17 protein-coding genes and 1 tRNA gene are annotated in these 14910 nt (G+C 75.2%); 16 read left to right on the top strand and 2 right to left on the bottom strand.

Annotation, left to right across the window (positions count from 1 at the left end):
- Positions 1–577 precede the first annotated feature (577 nt).
- From ICW40_RS14800 to ICW40_RS14815, 4 genes are all read left to right on the top strand, one after another.
- Positions 578–1231, top strand: a complete 654-nt coding sequence (locus ICW40_RS14800; protein WP_221654783.1) for a hypothetical protein — start codon at positions 578–580, stop codon at positions 1229–1231.
- Entirely contained in the window at positions 1231–1617 is a 387-nt protein-coding gene (gene rsfS / locus ICW40_RS14805; protein WP_221654784.1) for a ribosome silencing factor, read from the top strand. The genes ICW40_RS14800 and rsfS overlap by 1 nt, the downstream gene beginning before the upstream one ends.
- Positions 1617–2315, top strand: coding sequence for a histidine phosphatase family protein (locus tag ICW40_RS14810; RefSeq protein WP_221654785.1), 699 nt, complete (start codon positions 1617–1619; stop codon positions 2313–2315). Before rsfS ends, ICW40_RS14810 begins: the two co-directional genes overlap by 1 nt.
- A gap of 122 nt (positions 2316–2437) precedes the next feature.
- Positions 2438–2510: transfer RNA gene (locus ICW40_RS14815), tRNA-Ala, on the top strand.
- A 197-nt stretch (positions 2511–2707) separates the two neighbouring features.
- Here the strand turns inward: ICW40_RS14815 and ICW40_RS14820 are convergent.
- Entirely contained in the window at positions 2708–3109 is a 402-nt protein-coding gene (locus tag ICW40_RS14820; RefSeq protein WP_221654786.1) for a nuclear transport factor 2 family protein, read from the bottom strand.
- 261 nt (positions 3110–3370) lie between these two features.
- On the opposite strand from ICW40_RS14820, the gene ICW40_RS14825 reads away from it, so the two are divergent.
- The 3 genes from ICW40_RS14825 (at position 3371) to ICW40_RS21125 (ending at position 6103) form a co-directional block, all read left to right on the top strand.
- The gene (locus ICW40_RS14825; protein ID WP_221654787.1) at positions 3371–3694 is read left to right on the top strand and encodes a PRC-barrel domain-containing protein; all 324 of its coding nucleotides are present in this window, start codon (positions 3371–3373) and stop codon (positions 3692–3694) included.
- A 54-nt stretch (positions 3695–3748) separates the two neighbouring features.
- On the top strand, positions 3749–5122 hold the full coding sequence (locus ICW40_RS14830) for an FAD-dependent oxidoreductase (RefSeq protein ID WP_221654788.1): 1374 nt from the start codon (positions 3749–3751) through the stop codon (positions 5120–5122).
- Between the two features lie 78 nt (positions 5123–5200).
- Entirely contained in the window at positions 5201–6103 is a 903-nt protein-coding gene (locus ICW40_RS21125; protein WP_260459253.1) for a GGDEF domain-containing protein, read from the top strand.
- Between the two features lie 64 nt (positions 6104–6167).
- Here the strand turns inward: ICW40_RS21125 and ICW40_RS14840 are convergent, their stop codons facing one another.
- Entirely contained in the window at positions 6168–6428 is a 261-nt protein-coding gene (locus ICW40_RS14840) for a hypothetical protein (RefSeq protein ID WP_221654789.1), read from the bottom strand.
- Between the two features lie 89 nt (positions 6429–6517).
- Between ICW40_RS14840 and ICW40_RS14845 the strand changes: the two genes are divergently transcribed.
- The 9 genes from ICW40_RS14845 to ICW40_RS14885 all read left to right on the top strand — a co-directional run.
- A complete protein-coding gene (locus ICW40_RS14845) occupies positions 6518–7168 on the top strand; it encodes a DedA family protein (protein WP_308121827.1) in 651 nt (216 codons plus the stop codon).
- A gap of 111 nt (positions 7169–7279) precedes the next feature.
- Entirely contained in the window at positions 7280–8077 is a 798-nt protein-coding gene (locus ICW40_RS14850) for an LLM class F420-dependent oxidoreductase (protein WP_221654790.1), read from the top strand.
- Between the two features lie 103 nt (positions 8078–8180).
- Positions 8181–10154, top strand: a complete 1974-nt coding sequence (locus tag ICW40_RS14855) for a metallophosphoesterase family protein (protein WP_260459254.1) — start codon at positions 8181–8183, stop codon at positions 10152–10154.
- 126 nt (positions 10155–10280) lie between these two features.
- Positions 10281–10970, top strand: coding sequence for a copper resistance CopC family protein (locus ICW40_RS14860; protein WP_221654791.1), 690 nt, complete (start codon positions 10281–10283; stop codon positions 10968–10970).
- Entirely contained in the window at positions 10967–11779 is an 813-nt protein-coding gene (locus ICW40_RS14865; protein ID WP_308121828.1) for a YceI family protein, read from the top strand. The genes ICW40_RS14860 and ICW40_RS14865 overlap by 4 nt, the downstream gene beginning before the upstream one ends.
- An 18-nt stretch (positions 11780–11797) precedes the next feature.
- Positions 11798–12757 (top strand): metal ABC transporter solute-binding protein, Zn/Mn family, encoded by a 960-nt coding sequence (locus ICW40_RS14870; RefSeq protein WP_308121829.1) that lies wholly within the window; start codon positions 11798–11800, stop codon positions 12755–12757.
- Positions 12754–13503, top strand: a complete 750-nt coding sequence (locus ICW40_RS14875; protein ID WP_221654792.1) for a metal ABC transporter ATP-binding protein — start codon at positions 12754–12756, stop codon at positions 13501–13503. The genes ICW40_RS14870 and ICW40_RS14875 overlap by 4 nt, the downstream gene beginning before the upstream one ends.
- Positions 13500–14354, top strand: coding sequence for a metal ABC transporter permease (locus tag ICW40_RS14880; RefSeq protein ID WP_221654793.1), 855 nt, complete (start codon positions 13500–13502; stop codon positions 14352–14354). Before ICW40_RS14875 ends, ICW40_RS14880 begins: the two co-directional genes overlap by 4 nt.
- Positions 14351–14910: metal-dependent transcriptional regulator (locus ICW40_RS14885; RefSeq protein ID WP_308121830.1), on the top strand; the 560-nt coding region annotated here is incomplete at its 3' end. The genes ICW40_RS14880 and ICW40_RS14885, both read left to right, overlap by 4 nt.

The raw sequence follows: 14910 nt of genomic DNA on the forward strand, positions 1-14910 counted from the left end.
GGCGAACGCCGCACCGCAAGGTGCGGCACGCACGCCGGCCGCACCGACCCAGCCCGGACTCGCGCCGCAGCAGGGCCGGCAGGTGCCGGCGGACCGCCCCACCCAGCCGGGCCGGCCCGCGCAGGACGGTCGGCCGTCGCAGCAGCCTGGGCCGTCGCGGCCCGGGCCGTCGCAGCAGACCGGTCCGTCGCAGCCCGGTCCGTCGCAGCAGCCGACGACGTCGCAGCAGCAGGACGCCCAGCGCCAGCCGTGGCAGCAGCAGCCAACGTCCGGTCCTCGCGGCGTCGCCTCGGGTCACCTCACGGGCGTCCCGGGTCCCCGACCCCCTGCCGGTCGGCAGCACCACCGCCCCCAGCCGGAGGACGAGCCCGAAGCGCCGCTCGCCCGGCCGTGGACCACCGCGCCCGGCGCGCCGTCGGCGGCGCAGCCCGCAACGCAGCCGTCCGGCGGCTCCGCGTGGACGCCGTCAGCGCCCGCTCCGTCGCGGCGCCCCGGCGCGCCGTCGTCCGGTGGCTCGTCGTCGGGTGCGGCTGCGGGGGCCGCTGGTGTGCCCGCGCTCCACGGGTCGAGCGCGCGGGTGGACGACCCGACGACGGTGCTTCCCGCCGCTCGCGACGCCGCCGCCCCGGCAGGGGCTCCGTCGCCGACGGGGTGGCCGGAGCAGCGCCCGACGCCGACCGGGCCGCAGCCGGGCGCCATCGCGCTCGTGCCGGCGGACCGCACGCTGCGGGTGGGCCAGACGTTCGGCTCCATGACGCTGCCGCGCACCGCGACGCCGCCCGCCGAGGCGCAGCCCGGCACCGAGGCCGCCGCCGGCGCGCCGGGTCCGCGCTGGAGCGCGGTCGCGCCGGGCCAGACGGGCTGGACGCCCACGCCGGAGGCGCCGTCGTCGGGCAGCGCCGCCGCCGACGCGGGGCCGAGCGGCGGTGCGTCGCCGGTCGACGCGCGGGACGCCGAGCCCGAGCTCGACGACGAGGCCGGGACGCAGGCGCCCGAGCCGGTGCGCGCGCACCCGTACACCTGGTTGCACATGATCGTGCTCGTGGTCGTGGCGTTCGTGCTCGGGATGCTGATCTTCATGGTCGTCATGCGGGACGCACCGCCCGCGGACGGCACGGGTCAGGGGGCGGCGGCCGACGTCGTCGCTGCCGCGCCCGTGCTCGACGCGACCGACCTGGACGACCCGCCCGTGGGCACCACGGGCGGCACCGACGACCCGACAGGGGACTAGTGGCCGCCTCCGACCGTGCACTGGACATCGCGATCGACGCGGCTCGCGCCGCCTCGGACCGCAAGGCCCAGGAGATCATCGCCCTCGACGTGAGCGAGCGGCTCGTCCTCACCGACGTGTTCCTCATCGCCTCGGCGACCAACGAGCGCCAGGTCTCGGCGATCGTCGACAACATCGAGGAGACGCTCCACAAGAGGGGCGTCAAGGCGATCCGTCGCGAGGGCGTGCGCGAGGCGAGGTGGGTGCTGCTGGACTTCGGCGACGTCGTCGTCCACGTGCAGCACGCCGACGACCGCGTCTACTACGCGCTCGAGCGTCTCTGGGCGGACTGCCCGGTGGTGGAGCTGCCCGAGGACGCGCGAGGCGGGGACGGGCAGGTCGACTGATGGCGGCCCGTGCCGTCGTCCTGTGGCGCCACGGCCGCACGGCCTACAACGCGGCCGCGCGCCTGCAGGGCCACAGCGACATCCCGCTCGACGACGTGGGCGCCTGGCAGGTCGCCGAGGCCGCCCAGCACATCGCCCAGCGGCACACGCCGGCCCGGATCGTGTCGTCGGACCTGGGGCGCGCCGTCGCGACCGCCCGCGCCCTCGGCGAGCTGGCCGACGTGCCGGTCGACGTGGACCCGCGGCTGCGCGAACGCGGGTTCGGGACGTGGGAGGGGCTGACGGCCGCCGAGATCGAGGAGCGCTGGCCGGACGCCTACGCCGTGTGGCGCCAGGGCAAGGACCCGCAGCGGGCCGGCGCCGAGACCCGCGCCGAGGTGGCCGAGCGCATGGTCGAGGCGGTCTCCGAGCACGCGGCGGCCCTCGACGACGGCGGGACGCTCGTCGTCGTGTCGCACGGCGCCGCGATCACGCTCGGGCTCGTCGCGCTCCTCGGGCTCGACCCCGCGGCCTGGCGTGGCCTCGGCGGGCTGCACAACGCCCACTGGTCGCTGCTGCGCGCGAGTCACCGGGACGTCGGACCCGCCTGGTACGTCGAGGCGCACAACCACGGACCGGCGGTCGCTGTCGACGACTGGAACGCCGGGGTACCTGCCGACGCGATGCCCAGCAGCACCGCGGACGCGATGCGCACGTGACCCGGCTCCCGTGGCGCGCCGGGACGCGCGGGGAACGACGACGGTGTGGCGGCGGTCACGCAGGCGCGGATTTCCTCTGCGGCCCTCGGTTCGCCTAGACTGCACGAGCCTTCCGGGGCAGCGGGGCTGTGGCGCAGCTGGTAGCGCACCTGCATGGCATGCAGGGGGTCAGGGGTTCGAGTCCCCTCAGCTCCACCCGTAGTCGCTGGTCAGTGGCCACGTCAGGATCCTGAGCACAGGAGCCGGACGTGGCCATTGGTCTTCTCATGGACACCGACCCCCTTGTTCGTCATGTGGCCGACGAGCGCTCGTGGACCGATCCGACCGGACGGCTACCGCGGCGCCCGCGCCACCTCACCCGACGGCTCGTCGGAGCTCCCGGGGCGGCCGACCTACCGTCGTCCCCAGAACTCGTCCTCGGCTGCGCCGTCGGAGGAGAAGAGGTGGACCTCGGCGATCTTCCCGTCGCGGACCGTCAGCAGGTCGACACCCGGCATGTCCATCGACATGCCGTCGCGGGAGCCGGAGAACTGCACCGGCACGGCCACGAGCTCGCCGTTGACCATCGTCGGGCCGGTGACGGCCAGCTGGAAGGTGCCCTGGCTGGTCTCCATCATCCCGCCCAGGAGTGCGGCGACGCCCTCGACGCCGTCGTGGTCGCCCGAGAACCTGTTGGCACCGGGCTGGTGCCACACGACGCCGGGGTCGAAGAGCGCCATCGCGGCGGGCACGTCACCCCGCGCCAGTGCGTCGAAGTATGCGGTCGCCACGGCTGCTGGGCCCTGATCGGTCATGTGGGATTCCTTGTCCGGTCGATCTGTGGTGGGCGCCAGCCGGCGGAACCGGCCGGCGAGGTCCTGGATGCGTTGCCCTCAGGTGAACGTCGGGCGGTCCCGGACGCCACCGACGGGAGGGGGCGCCGTCGTGACGACGGTGCAGGTCGGACAGCACGGTGACGGCGTCGGCGATCGAGGGCCCCCGCTCAGACTGCCATCGGGGGGCGTACCGTGAAAGGCACGACGACGCTCGTCTGCCACGCAGGGATGGAGACGCACGTGCTCACCTCCGGCGACATCGACAGGGTGCTGAACTCCGGCGGCGCGGTCGTCACGACCGCCGGGGAGCGGTTGGGCACGCTCACCCAGGTGTTCCGGGACGCGCGGACCGGCGGTCCCGCGTGGGGCACCGTCACGACCGGGCTCCTCGGACGAGCTGAGGCGTACGTCCCCCTCGTCGAGGCGTCGGTCCGTGGCGACGCCCTCGTCGTCCCGTACGACGCGGCGACGGTCGACGGGGCCCCGCGCGTCACCGGCATGCTCGGCGACCTGTCGGACAGCCTCGAGGCCGAGGTGCGCACCTACTACGGCCTGGCGGACTGAGGGCGCTCCGCGCGGGCCCTGGCGGCGGTCCACCCGGCGGCGCACGCTGTCGCCATGAGGACCGAGCACGTGGACGTCGTCGTCGTGGGCTGGGGCAAGGCGGGCAAGACGCTCGCGGGTGCCCTCGGGAGGCGCGGCCGTCGCGTGGCGCTGGTCGAGCGGGACGCGGCGATGGTGGGTGGGACCTGCATCAACGTCGCATGCGTCCCCACCAAGGCGCTGATCCACGACGCGGACGCGCGTCGACCCGAGGACGACGTCCAGTCCTGGTTCGACGCCGCGGTGCAGCGCCGGGACTCGCTCACGACGACGATGCGCAGCAGGAACCACGCGCTCCTGGCCGACGTCGAGTCGGTGCTGCTCGTCTCCGGGGAGGCGCGCTTCACCGGTGCCCGGGAGCTCGAGGTCACGGCGGGAGACGACCGCCTGCGGCTCACGGCCGACGCCGTCGTCATCAACACCGGGTCGTCGCCCGCCCTGCCCTCGGTGCCCGGCGCGGTCGTCGGCGGGCGGGTCCACGACTCGACGTCGCTCCAGCACGTCAGCCCGTTCCCGCGCCGGCTCGTCGTCGTGGGCGGGGGCTACGTCGGGCTCGAGCTCGCGTCGATGTTCGCGCACTTCGGCGCGGCCGTGACCGTGCTCGACCGTGGCCCGCGCCCCCTGCGGGCCGAGGACCCGGACGTCGCCGAGGTCGCGACCGAGGCGCTGGTCGACGCGGGCGTGCGGTTCGTGCAGCGTGCGTCCGTCGTGCGTGTGGACGACGGGGCCGACGCGGCGACGGTCACCTACCGCCTCGACGACGCGGAGCACGAGATCGACGCCGAGGCGGTCCTGCTGGCCGTGGGCCGCCGGCCCGAGACGGACGGGCTCGGCCTCGACGCCGCGGGCGTCGAGGTCGCGTCCGACGGTGCGGTGGTCGTCGACGGGCACCTGCGCACGACGGCCGAGGGCGTCTACGCCGTCGGGGACGTGAAGGGCGGACCGCAGTTCACGTACGTCTCGCTCGACGACCACCGGATCGTCCTGGACGACCTCGCCGGGGCGGGGACGCGCACCGTGTCGGACCGCCGGGCCGTCCCGTACACGCTCTTCCTCACCCCGCCGCTGGCGCGGGTCGGCCTCACGGAGACGGAGGCGCGGGACCGCGGTCTCGACGTGCGCGTCGCGACGAGGAGGGTCGCCGAGATCGCCGCCATGCCGCGGCCGAGGATCGAGGGCGACGCCCGCGGGATCGTCAAGGTCGTCGTCGACGCCGGGACCGACCGCGTGGTCGGGGCGGCGCTCATGCACGTGGACTCGCACGAGGTGATCAACCTCGTCGCGCTCGCCATGCGCGCCGGGGTCCCCGCGTCCGAGCTGCGGGACGGGATCTGGACGCACCCGTCGTCGACCGAGGCCCTGAACGAGGTGCTGGGCGCGGTGCGCTGACGACCCGGTGGACACCGCCGGGCCACGCGCTCGGATGCGAACCCTTGACCGGCGCGGGTCGCTGCCGATCGTCGTGGTATGGACACGATGTCACCGGACGCCGCCGAGGTGGCTCGCCAGGCCACCTCCGACAGCCTGTGGGCGCGGTGCGTGGCGACCACCCCCGCGTTCGTGTGCCTCGTCGGCGCCGGCGGTCGGCTGCTCGCCTTCAACGCGGCGCTCGAGGAGGCCACCGGCTGGTCCACCGCCGAGGTGGCCGGTCGGCTGTTCGTCGACGTGCTGGTGGTGCCGCACGAGGTCGAGCCGGCGACGGACTGCGTCCGGCGGGCGCTGAGCACCGGCGAGGTGGCTCCCCAGGAGGGTGACTGGCTCGACCGCTGGGGCGGGCAGCGTCGTGTCTCCATGCTCATGAGCGTCGTGCGCGACGACGCCGGCCGCCCCGAGGTGCTGACCATCGTCGGCTTCGACGTCACGCTCCAGCGCCAGGCGGAGGCGACGCTCCGCGAACGTGCTCGGACCGATGTGCTGACCGGCCTCGCGAACCGGGCCACCCTGGACGCGGCCCTCCGGGCCGAGCTCGACGGCCCGGGGAGCTGCGGGGTCCTCTTCTGCGACCTCGACGGCTTCAAGCGCGCCAACGACACCCACGGTCACGAGGTCGGCGACCTCATCCTCCGTGAGGTCGCACGCCGGCTCCTCGACGTGACGACCCCGGAGGACGTCGTCGGCCGCTTCGGCGGCGACGAGTTCGTCGTGCTGCTGCGCGACGCCGACGCGTACCGGGTCGCGGACGTCACCGCCGCGCTCGAGCGCTCGTTCGACGAGCCGTTCGCCACGCCGCACGGTCTCGTCCGCGTCGGGATGAGCGTCGGGGCCGCGGTCGGCGCCTCCGGCGACGACCCGGACCAGCTGGTCGCGGCCGCGGACCGCCACATGTACGGGGTGAAGACGGCCCGACGGGTGGTCGGGTCCGACCGCTGACGAGCGGTGCCGACCGCTGACGAGCGGTGCCGACCCGACGCGCCTCACGCGCCGGCCGCTGTGCTCACGCGCCGGGTTCGCGGAACTCCGGGCCGGCGTCCGCGCCGCCGTCGGTGCTCGTGCCCTCGTCCACCGGCACGGCATGGACCGTGTCGTGCACGTCGGGCGGGAGCTGGCGCCCGTCCTCGACCGCGAGCTCGTAGTCGGCGGTGTCCTCGAGCGGCGTCCCGTCCGCCGCGTGACCCCGACCGGGCTCACCCGTGTGCTGCGGCACCTCGGCCTCGGCAGGGTGACCGAGCTGGGCGCGTTCCGGCATCTCGTCCATCGTGACCTCCTCGCCGGACCCCATGCTGGCGCCGCCGCGCGGTGCGGGCACGTCGAGCGCATCGGTCGCGGACGTGGTCGCATGGTCCGGTGACGACGAGCGACCCGGCACGGCTCACCGGCCTGGCCGGCTGGGTCGCTGACACGATCGAGACGCTGGGTCCCGTCGGCGTGGGTGCGATGGTCGCGCTCGAGACCGTGTTCCCGCCCATCCCGAGCGAGGTCGTGCTGCCGGTCGCGGGCCTGCTGGCCGGCCAGGGACGGATGCCCGTCCTCCTCGCCGTCCTGGGCGCGACGGTCGGGTCGGTCGTCGGCGCTCTGGTCCTGTACTGGGCGGGTGCGACGCTGGGTCTCGACCGGCTCAAGCGGGCCGCCGACCGCGTGCCGCTCCTCGAGCCGAGCGACCTCGACCGTGCGGACCACTGGTTCCGCCGGCACGGCACGGGCGCCGTGCTCACCGGCCGTGCCGTGCCCGTCGTGCGCAGCCTCGTCTCCGTCCCCGCCGGCGTCGAGCACATGGCGCTGTGGCGGTTCGTGGTCCTGACCGCGTTGGGCAGCGCGGTCTACAACGGCGTGCTGGTGGGCCTCGGCTACGTGCTCGGGGACCGCTGGACGGAGATCGGCCGGTACAGCGACGTGATCAACTACGTCGTGTACGCCGCGATCCTCGTCGCCCTCGGGGTCTTCGTCCGGCGCCGCGTCCGCCGACGACGGCGCGAACGTCGTGACTCGCGCACCTGACCGGAGCCCTCGCCGCGGCCCGGCACGTCCCCGTGTCCGGCGGGCGGTCCCGCGACGTGCGAGGGCCGCGACGCCCCTAACCTGCCGTCCAGCCCAGCCCGAGGAGCACCCGTGAACCGTCCCGTACGCATCGGCGTCCAGATCCAGCCCCAGCACGCCGACTACCCGGCGATCCGCCGCGCGGTCGCGACCGCGGAGGAGGCCGGCGTCGACCTCGTCTTCAACTGGGACCACTTCTTCCCGCTCACCGGCGAGCCGGACGGCAAGCACTTCGAGTGCTGGACCATGCTCGCCGCCTGGGCGGAGGCGACGGAGCGCGTCGAGATCGGCGCCCTGGTGACCTGCAACGGATACCGCAACCCCGACCTCCTGGCGGACATGGCGAGGACGGTCGACCACATCAGCGACGGCCGCCTCGTCCTCGGCATCGGGGCGGGCTGGTTCGAGCGCGACTACGACGAGTACGGGTACGAGTTCGGCACCGCGGGCTCGCGGATCGCCGACCTCGCGGACGGCATGCGGCGCATCCGGTCGCGGTGGTCGGCGCTCAACCCCGCACCCACGCGCGACATCCCGGTCCTCATCGGTGGTGGGGGAGAGCGCAAGACCCTGCGCGTGGTCGCGGAGCACGCCACGATCTGGCACTCCTTCGCGGACGCCGCGACCTTCGAGCACAAGTCCGCGGTCCTGGACCGGCACTGCGCCGACGTCGGACGGGACCCCGCCCAGATCGAGCGTTCCGTCGGCCTGGGCCGGGAGGGTGTGCCGGGCCCCGACGCCGACACGCTCCTCGAGCTCGGCGCGACCCTCTTCACCGTCGACGTGAGCGGTCCCGACTACGACCTCGCGCGCCTCGTCGAGTGGCTCGCCTGGCGCGACGAGAAGAACGCCGTGACCCCGCCGCTGTGACGGCGGTTCCCACGCTGTTCGCTCTGAGCGAACATGGCACTCAACCCGCTCACGGACGCGCGGGTGGCCCGGCGGGCGGACGATCGGACAGGCTGAGGGCGAGATGACAGCCGACGCTCCCGAACCCGCCGACCCCAGTGCCGTCGACCCCAGTGCCGCCGACCCCCGGGTCGCCGACCCCCGCGAGCCGGCACGCCCTGCCCGGCACCTGGTGCGCCGCGCGCTCCGATGGACCGCGGTGCTCCTCGCGCTGCTGGTGCCGTCCGTCGCCTTCGGCGTGGCCACGGCGTCGGCGCAGTCGTCGCTCGGCCCGCACCTGGCGCGGTACGACGTGACGCTCGACGGCGAGATGACGCTCGACCTCGGGCCGCTCGGGACGCTCGTGATCGACTCGCCGCTGCCGCTCGGGCTCGGCGCACGGATCGTGGTCCAGGAGATCCCGCGCGAGGTCACCTCCGTCGAGCCTGCGGACACGCTCGAGGCGCTCGGCGGCGACCTGCGCGGCTACGTGCAGTTCTTCAGCGCGCCCGGCTCGACGATCGACGCGGCCGTGGAGCGGCTGCTGCTCGACGCCGCCCGGCGCACCGCGCTCGCCATGGTCACGCTCGCGCTGGTCTCGTGGCTCGTCCGCGCGGGGCTCGGGCCCACCCGGCGCGCAGAGCTGCTGCACACGGCCCGGCCGTACACGGGCGTGGCGGCGGGTGCCACGGCGATCGTCGTGCTCATGGCGGGCACCGTGACCGCGAGCACCGAGCGCGCGCTCGACGAGCGCAGCTCCGCGACGGCCTCGCGAGTGTTCGACGACACCCCGCTGGAGGGTGCGCGCATCACGGGGCGGCTCGCGGGCGTCATCGACACCTACGGCGGGTACGTCGTCGACGCGTACCGCAGCAACGAGGAGTTCTACGACGCCGCACGGGACGACCTCGAGGTCGCCTGGGCCGAGCGCGAGGAGGCGGACCACGCCCTGGCCGCCGCGCGGCAGGCCATGATGCCCGGTGACCAGGGGGGCCCGTCCGACGACGCCACGCGCGCCACGACCCCGAGCGCCACGACACCGGGCCCCACGACACCCAGCGCCACGACACCCAGCGCCACGACACCCGGCAGCGGGCCGGCCGACGGGGCGGGGCAGCAGGCGTCCGACGGCGAGGGTCCGGCAGCTCCCGACGCGCAGCAGGACGGGTCGCAGCAGGAGGAGCAGGACCAGCAGGACGAGCAGGACGAGCAGGACGAGCGGGACGAGCAGGGCGGCGGGCAGGAAGAGCAGGAGGAGGACGCCGAGCGCGAGGAGGACGGCGACGCAGCAGAGCCCGTGGTCCTGCTGGTCGTGAGCGACCTGCACTGCAACGTCGGCATGGCCCGCGTGATCCGCGCCGCGGCCGAGCTCTCGGGCGCGCGGGTGGTCCTCAACGCGGGTGACACGACGGTCAACGGCACGGCCGTCGAGGAGTACTGCGTCGACGCCTTCGCCGACGCCGTCCCGGACGGCGTCGACCTCGTCGTGGCCGACGGGAACCACGACAGCGACCAGACGAGCGCGCAGGAGCGGCAGTCCGGTGCGACCGTCCTCGACGGCGAGGTCGTCGAGGTCGCCGGGCTGCGGATCCTCGGCGACAGCGACCCGAACGCGACGCGCATCGGCGTCGGCACCGTCCCCGTGGGGGAGGAGTCGATCGGGGCGGCCGCACGGCGGATCGCGGACCTGGCGTGCGACGACGGCGACGTCGACCTCCTGCTCGTGCACAACCCGAACGTCGGGAACCTCGCGCTCGACGAGGGCTGCGTCCCCGCCCAGGTCTCGGGCCATCAGCACCGGCGCCTCGGACCCGTCCGCTTCGGCCAGGGCGTGCGGTACGTGAACAGCAGCACGGCCGGCGCCGCGCACGGGCAGGCGACCATCGGACCGCTCAACGGCGTCGCCGAGATGACCGTCCTGCGCTGGGACCCCGAGACGCGGAGCATGCTCGACCACCGCCTGGTCCGGGTGTCGCCCGACGGCAGCGTGGACGTCGGCTTCGCGATCCGCTGGCCCGGCGCACCTGCGCCCGACGCGCCGCGGGGAGCCGTCCGGTGACGGTCCGCACGAACGGGTGACGCCGGTCACGCCTGCGCGGGCGGTGTCCTGGTCGGGCGTGCTCGCGGCGTACGGTGAGTGCCGCCGTCGAACCGCACGGGTTCGACCCGTGCCGGGAGGAGAGTCGTGACGCAGCTGGTCGACCGGAGGCCCGCACCGCGCCCGCTGGGTGGTCGCCGCATCGGTGCCGTCGCCCGCGCGGCGTCCCGGACTGCCGTCAGAGCCGTCACGGCGCTGGTCGCCCTCGTGGCGCTCTTCGTCGTCGCGGGACCCGCGGCGGCGCACGACCAGCTCCTCGGCTCCGACCCCGCGGACGGCGCGGCCCTCACCGCAGCTCCCACGCAGGTCGTGCTGACCTTCTCGGCCGAGCCCCTCGCGATCGGCGGTGCCGCGGTCGTCGTGACCGGCCCGGACGGTGCCGACTGGTCCGACGGAGCACCCGTGATCGCGGGCACGACCGTGACCCAGGCGCTCCGCGCCGGGATGCCGGCCGGCGCCTACGCCGTCGCCTGGCAGGCGCCGTCGTCGGACGGGCACGTGCTCGACGGCACCTTCTCGTTCTCCCTGGAGGCGGCACCCGCCGTCGAGCCCACGCCGGCGCCGAGCCCGAGCGAGGCCCCGACGGAGCCGGCTCCGGAGCCCACCCCGACGGCCACGTCGGGGCCGGCCGCCGACGACGACGCCGGCACGGCGGCGCAGGACGAGGCCGCCGAGGGGTCGAGCGCAGTGCCGTGGATCGTCGCGGGCCTGGTCGTCCTCGTCGCGGCCGGCGTCGTGCTCACGGTCGTGCTCCGACGGCGCGGGCGCGGCGCGTGAGCGCCGGTCGTCCACCCGGGGCGCTCGACGGGCCGGGTGCGCCACCGCGCGACCCCTCGGAGGTCCTCCCGTCCGGTCCCGGCTCGGTGCCGCCCGCACCGCAGCTCCCGCCCGAGCACCGCCGCCGCTGGCTCGTCACCACGCTGGTCGTGGTCGTGGTCGCGGTCGGGCTCATCGTCGGCGGACCGTGGTTCTACGCACGCGTGCTCGCGCCGGACGCCCGGGCCCCGCTCGCGCTGACGACGCCCACCGCGACGCCGTCCGTCGACCCGGACGCGCCGCTGCCGCCGCTCGACGTCGACGGCACGTGGCAGGTGGGCGCGGGCTCGGCGGCCGGCTACCGCCTCGGCGAGGTGCTCTCCGGGGAGCAGGTCACGGTCGTGGGCCGGACCGAGCAGGTCACCGGGAGCCTGACGGTGACCGGGGGGCAGCTCACGGAGGCGACGGTCCGCGTCGACACCGCGTCGATCGCCACCGACGAGTCGGCCCGTGACGCGTACTTCCGCCGGGCGCTGGACACGACGACGTTCCCCGAGGCCACCTTCACCCTCACGACCCCCGTCGACGTGGCGGCGGTCGGCGCGGCCACCGCACCGGTCGCCGTGGCGGCGCCCGGCACCCTGACCTTCCACGGCGTGAGCCAGCCGGTCACGGCCGAGCTCCTGGTGCAGCGCACGCCGGAGGGCATCGAGGTGGCGGGCCAGGTGCCGGTCACGCTCGAGGCCTTCGGGCTCGACGCGCCCGACCTCGGCTTCGTCACCGTGGAGCCCACCGGCTCCGTCGAGCTCCTGCTGGTCCTGGTGCGCTGACCCGGCCTAAAGTTCGGTGTGCCGAACTCTCGTGCCCGGGCTCGTGCGGACGCGCAAGCCCGCGTCCGGACCGCGTTGTGCGCCGGGCTGCTCGCGGTCTCGGCCGGGCTGCTGGGCGCGTGCGCGCCGACCGCCGACGCCGCCGCCGACCCGCGCCCCCTCGTGCTCACGACCTTCACCGTGCTCGCCGACATGGCGCAGGTGGTCGCCGGGCCGGACGTGCGGGTCGAGTCGCTCACGGGCGTGGGCACCGAGATCCACGGCTACGAGCCGACGCCCGACGACCTGCGCCGGGCGGACGGCGCCGACCTGCTGCTCGCCAACGGGATGGGCCTCGAGGTGTGGCTCGAGCAGCTCGTCGCGCCCCTCGACCTGCCCACGGTCGTGCTCACCGACGGCGTCGAACCGCTGTCGATCGCCGGCAGCGCCCACGCCAACCCGCACGCCTGGATGTCGCCCGCGACGGGTCGCGCGTACGTCGCCGCGATCGCCGACGCGCTCACGCCGCTGGTCCCGGAGCGTGCGGCCGACATCGCCGCGCGGGCCGCGGCCTACGACGCCGAGCTGGCGACGCTGCAGACCGAGCTGGTCGCGCGGCTCGACGCGCTCGAGCCGGGCCGACGCCTGCTCGTCACGTGCGAGGGCGCGTTCTCCTACCTCGCCCGCGACGCGGGGCTCGACGAGGCCTTCCTGTGGCCGGTCAACGCGGAGCGGCAGGGCACGCCCCAGCAGGTGGCCGCGGTGATCCGCCGCGTGCGCGAGGCCGACGTCCCCGCGGTGTTCTGCGAGTCGACGGTCTCGCCCACCGCCCAGCTCCAGGTGGCGCGCGAGACGGGCGCGCGCTTCGGCGGGACGCTCTACGTGGACTCCCTGTCCGAGCCGGACGGGCCCGTGCCCACGTACCTCGACCTCCTGCGGCACGACGTCGACGTGGTGGTCGAGGGCCTCACGGGCGCGCCGGGAGAGGAGGCGGCATGAGCGGCCCGGACGCGGGACCGGCGCTCGAGGTCCGGGACCTCACGGTGCGCTACCGCGACGTCGTCGCGCTCGACGGCGTCTCGATCTCCGTCGAGCCCGGTCAGGCGTGCGGCCTCGTCGGCATGAACGGGTCGGGGAAGTCGACGCTGCTCCAGGCCTGCGCGGGGCTCCTGCGCCCACGGCGCGGCACCGTGCGCGTGCTCGGCCGCACCCCCGACGAGGCGCGCCGCGACGGCCTCGTGGGCTACGTGCCGCAGGTCGACCAGGTCGACAAGGACTTCCCGGTCGTCGTCGCCGACGTCGTCCTCATGGGGCGCTACCACCGGATGGGCGGGCGCCGTCGTGCCCGGCCCGAGGACCGCGCCGCCGTGGACGCCGCGCTCGACCGGGTCGGTCTCGCCGACCTCGCCGGGCGGCAGATCGGTCGCCTCTCGGGCGGGCAGCGCCAGCGCGTGCTGCTGGCCCGGGCGCTCGCGCAGGACGCGCGGCTGCTCCTGCTCGACGAGCCGTTCACCGGGCTCGACGTCGTCTCGACCGAGGCCGTGACCGCGGTCCTCCACGGTCTGGTCGCCGCGGGCGCCACGATCGTCGTGTCGACGCACGACCTGCGGACGCTGCCCGACCTGTGCCGCACGTCCGTGCTGCTGCACCGCACGGTGCTGGCCGCCGGGCCGACCGCCGACGTCGTGACGCCCGAGAACCTCGCGCTCGCGTTCGGCCTCGACCGCCGGGGGAGCGTGCGATGACCGGGACGACGCTGTGGGAGCTGCTCGCCGAGCCCTGGCAGTTCGAGTTCATGCAGCGCGCGCTGCTCGTGACGCTCGTCGCCTCGGTCGTGTGCGCGCTGCTGAGCTGCTGGCTCGTCCTGATCGGCTGGTCGCTCATGGGAGACGCCGTGTCCCACGCCGTGCTGCCCGGCGTGGTGCTCGCCTACCTGCTCGGCGCGCCGTTCGCCGTGGGCGCCTTCGTGTTCGGCGTCGGCGCCGTCGCGCTCATCGGCGGCGTGCGCGAGTCGACGCGGCTCAAGGAGGACGCCGCGATCGGCGTGGTGTTCACGACCGTGTTCGCCGTGGGGGTCGTGCTCGTGTCGACGACGCCGAGCCAGATCGACCTCTCGCACATCCTGTTCGGCAACGTGCTGGGCGTGTCCGACGCCGACATCCTGCAGGTGCTGGTGCTCGCCGCGGTCGCGTTCACCGTAATCGTGCTGCTGCGCCGGGACTTCACGCTGTACGCGTTCGACCGCGTGCACGCGCACGTCGTCGGGATGTCGGTGCGGCGCACCGGGGTGCTGCTGCTCGGCCTGCTCGCCCTGACCGTGGTCGTCGCGCTCCAGGCGGTCGGCGTCGTGCTTGCGGTCGCGATGCTCATCACCCCGGGCGCCACGGCCTTCCTGCTCACCGACCGGATCAGCCGGATGCTCGTGGTGGCGCCGCTCGTCGCGGCCGTCTGCGCCGTCGTCGGCATCTGGTCGAGCTACCTGCTCGACGCCGCGTCCGCGGGCCTCGTCGTCGTCTGCCAGGGCCTCGCCTTCGGGATGGCGTGGGTCGCCTCGAGGCTCCGCTCACGCGCGGTCGCGGCGCCGGAGCCGGCGTGACCCGCGCGCGGCGCTCCGGCGCGCACGCGGTCCCCGGCCTGACGCCCGTCGCCGAGGACTACCTCAAGGTGGTCTGGAACCTCCAGGAGTGGTCCGACGACCCGGTGACGCCCTCGATGCTCGCGCAGCGCCTCGGCATCGGCCTGCCGTCGGTGTCGGAGACCCTGGGCCGCTTGGCGGGTCGCGGCTGGGTCGAGCACGAGCGCTACGGCGCCGTCCGGCTGACGCCGTCCGGCCGAGCGCTCGCGGTCGCCATGGTGCGCCGCCACCGTCTCGTGGAGACGTGGCTCGTCGAGCACCTGGGCTACGGCTGGGACGAGGTGCACGACGAGGCCGAGGTCCTCGAGCACGCCGTCTCCGACCGGTTCGTCGAGCGGCTCGACGCGCTGCTCGGGCACCCGGTGCGCGACCCCCACGGCGACCCGGTGCCGCGCGCGGACGGCACGGTCGAGCGGCCCGACGCCGTGCCGCTCGCGACCCTGCCGCCGGGCCGGCGAGGGCGCGTGGCGCGGGTCGACGACGACGACCCCGCCGTGCTGCGCGAGTGCGCCGAGGC

The organism is Actinotalea ferrariae, from assembly GCF_019733465.1.
GTDB classification, from domain to species: Bacteria; Actinomycetota; Actinomycetes; order Actinomycetales; family Cellulomonadaceae; genus Actinotalea; species Actinotalea ferrariae_A.

Bases quoted from the DNA above. Each gene is read 5' to 3' on its own strand.
- ICW40_RS14810 (WP_221654785.1), top strand. From the start codon at position 1,617: ATGGCGGCCCGTGCCGTCGTCCTGTGGCGCCACGGCCGCACGGCCTAC.
- ICW40_RS14820 (WP_221654786.1), bottom strand. From the start codon at position 3,109: ATGACCGATCAGGGCCCAGCAGCCGTGGCGACCGCATACTTCGACGCA.
- ICW40_RS14830 (WP_221654788.1), top strand. From the start codon at position 3,749: ATGAGGACCGAGCACGTGGACGTCGTCGTCGTGGGCTGGGGCAAGGCG.
- ICW40_RS21125 (WP_260459253.1), top strand. From the start codon at position 5,201: ATGGACACGATGTCACCGGACGCCGCCGAGGTGGCTCGCCAGGCCACC.
- ICW40_RS14840 (WP_221654789.1), bottom strand. From the start codon at position 6,428: ATGGACGAGATGCCGGAACGCGCCCAGCTCGGTCACCCTGCCGAGGCC.
- ICW40_RS14855 (WP_260459254.1), top strand. From the start codon at position 8,181: ATGACAGCCGACGCTCCCGAACCCGCCGACCCCAGTGCCGTCGACCCC.
- ICW40_RS14875 (WP_221654792.1), top strand. From the start codon at position 12,754: ATGAGCGGCCCGGACGCGGGACCGGCGCTCGAGGTCCGGGACCTCACG.
- ICW40_RS14880 (WP_221654793.1), top strand. From the start codon at position 13,500: ATGACCGGGACGACGCTGTGGGAGCTGCTCGCCGAGCCCTGGCAGTTC.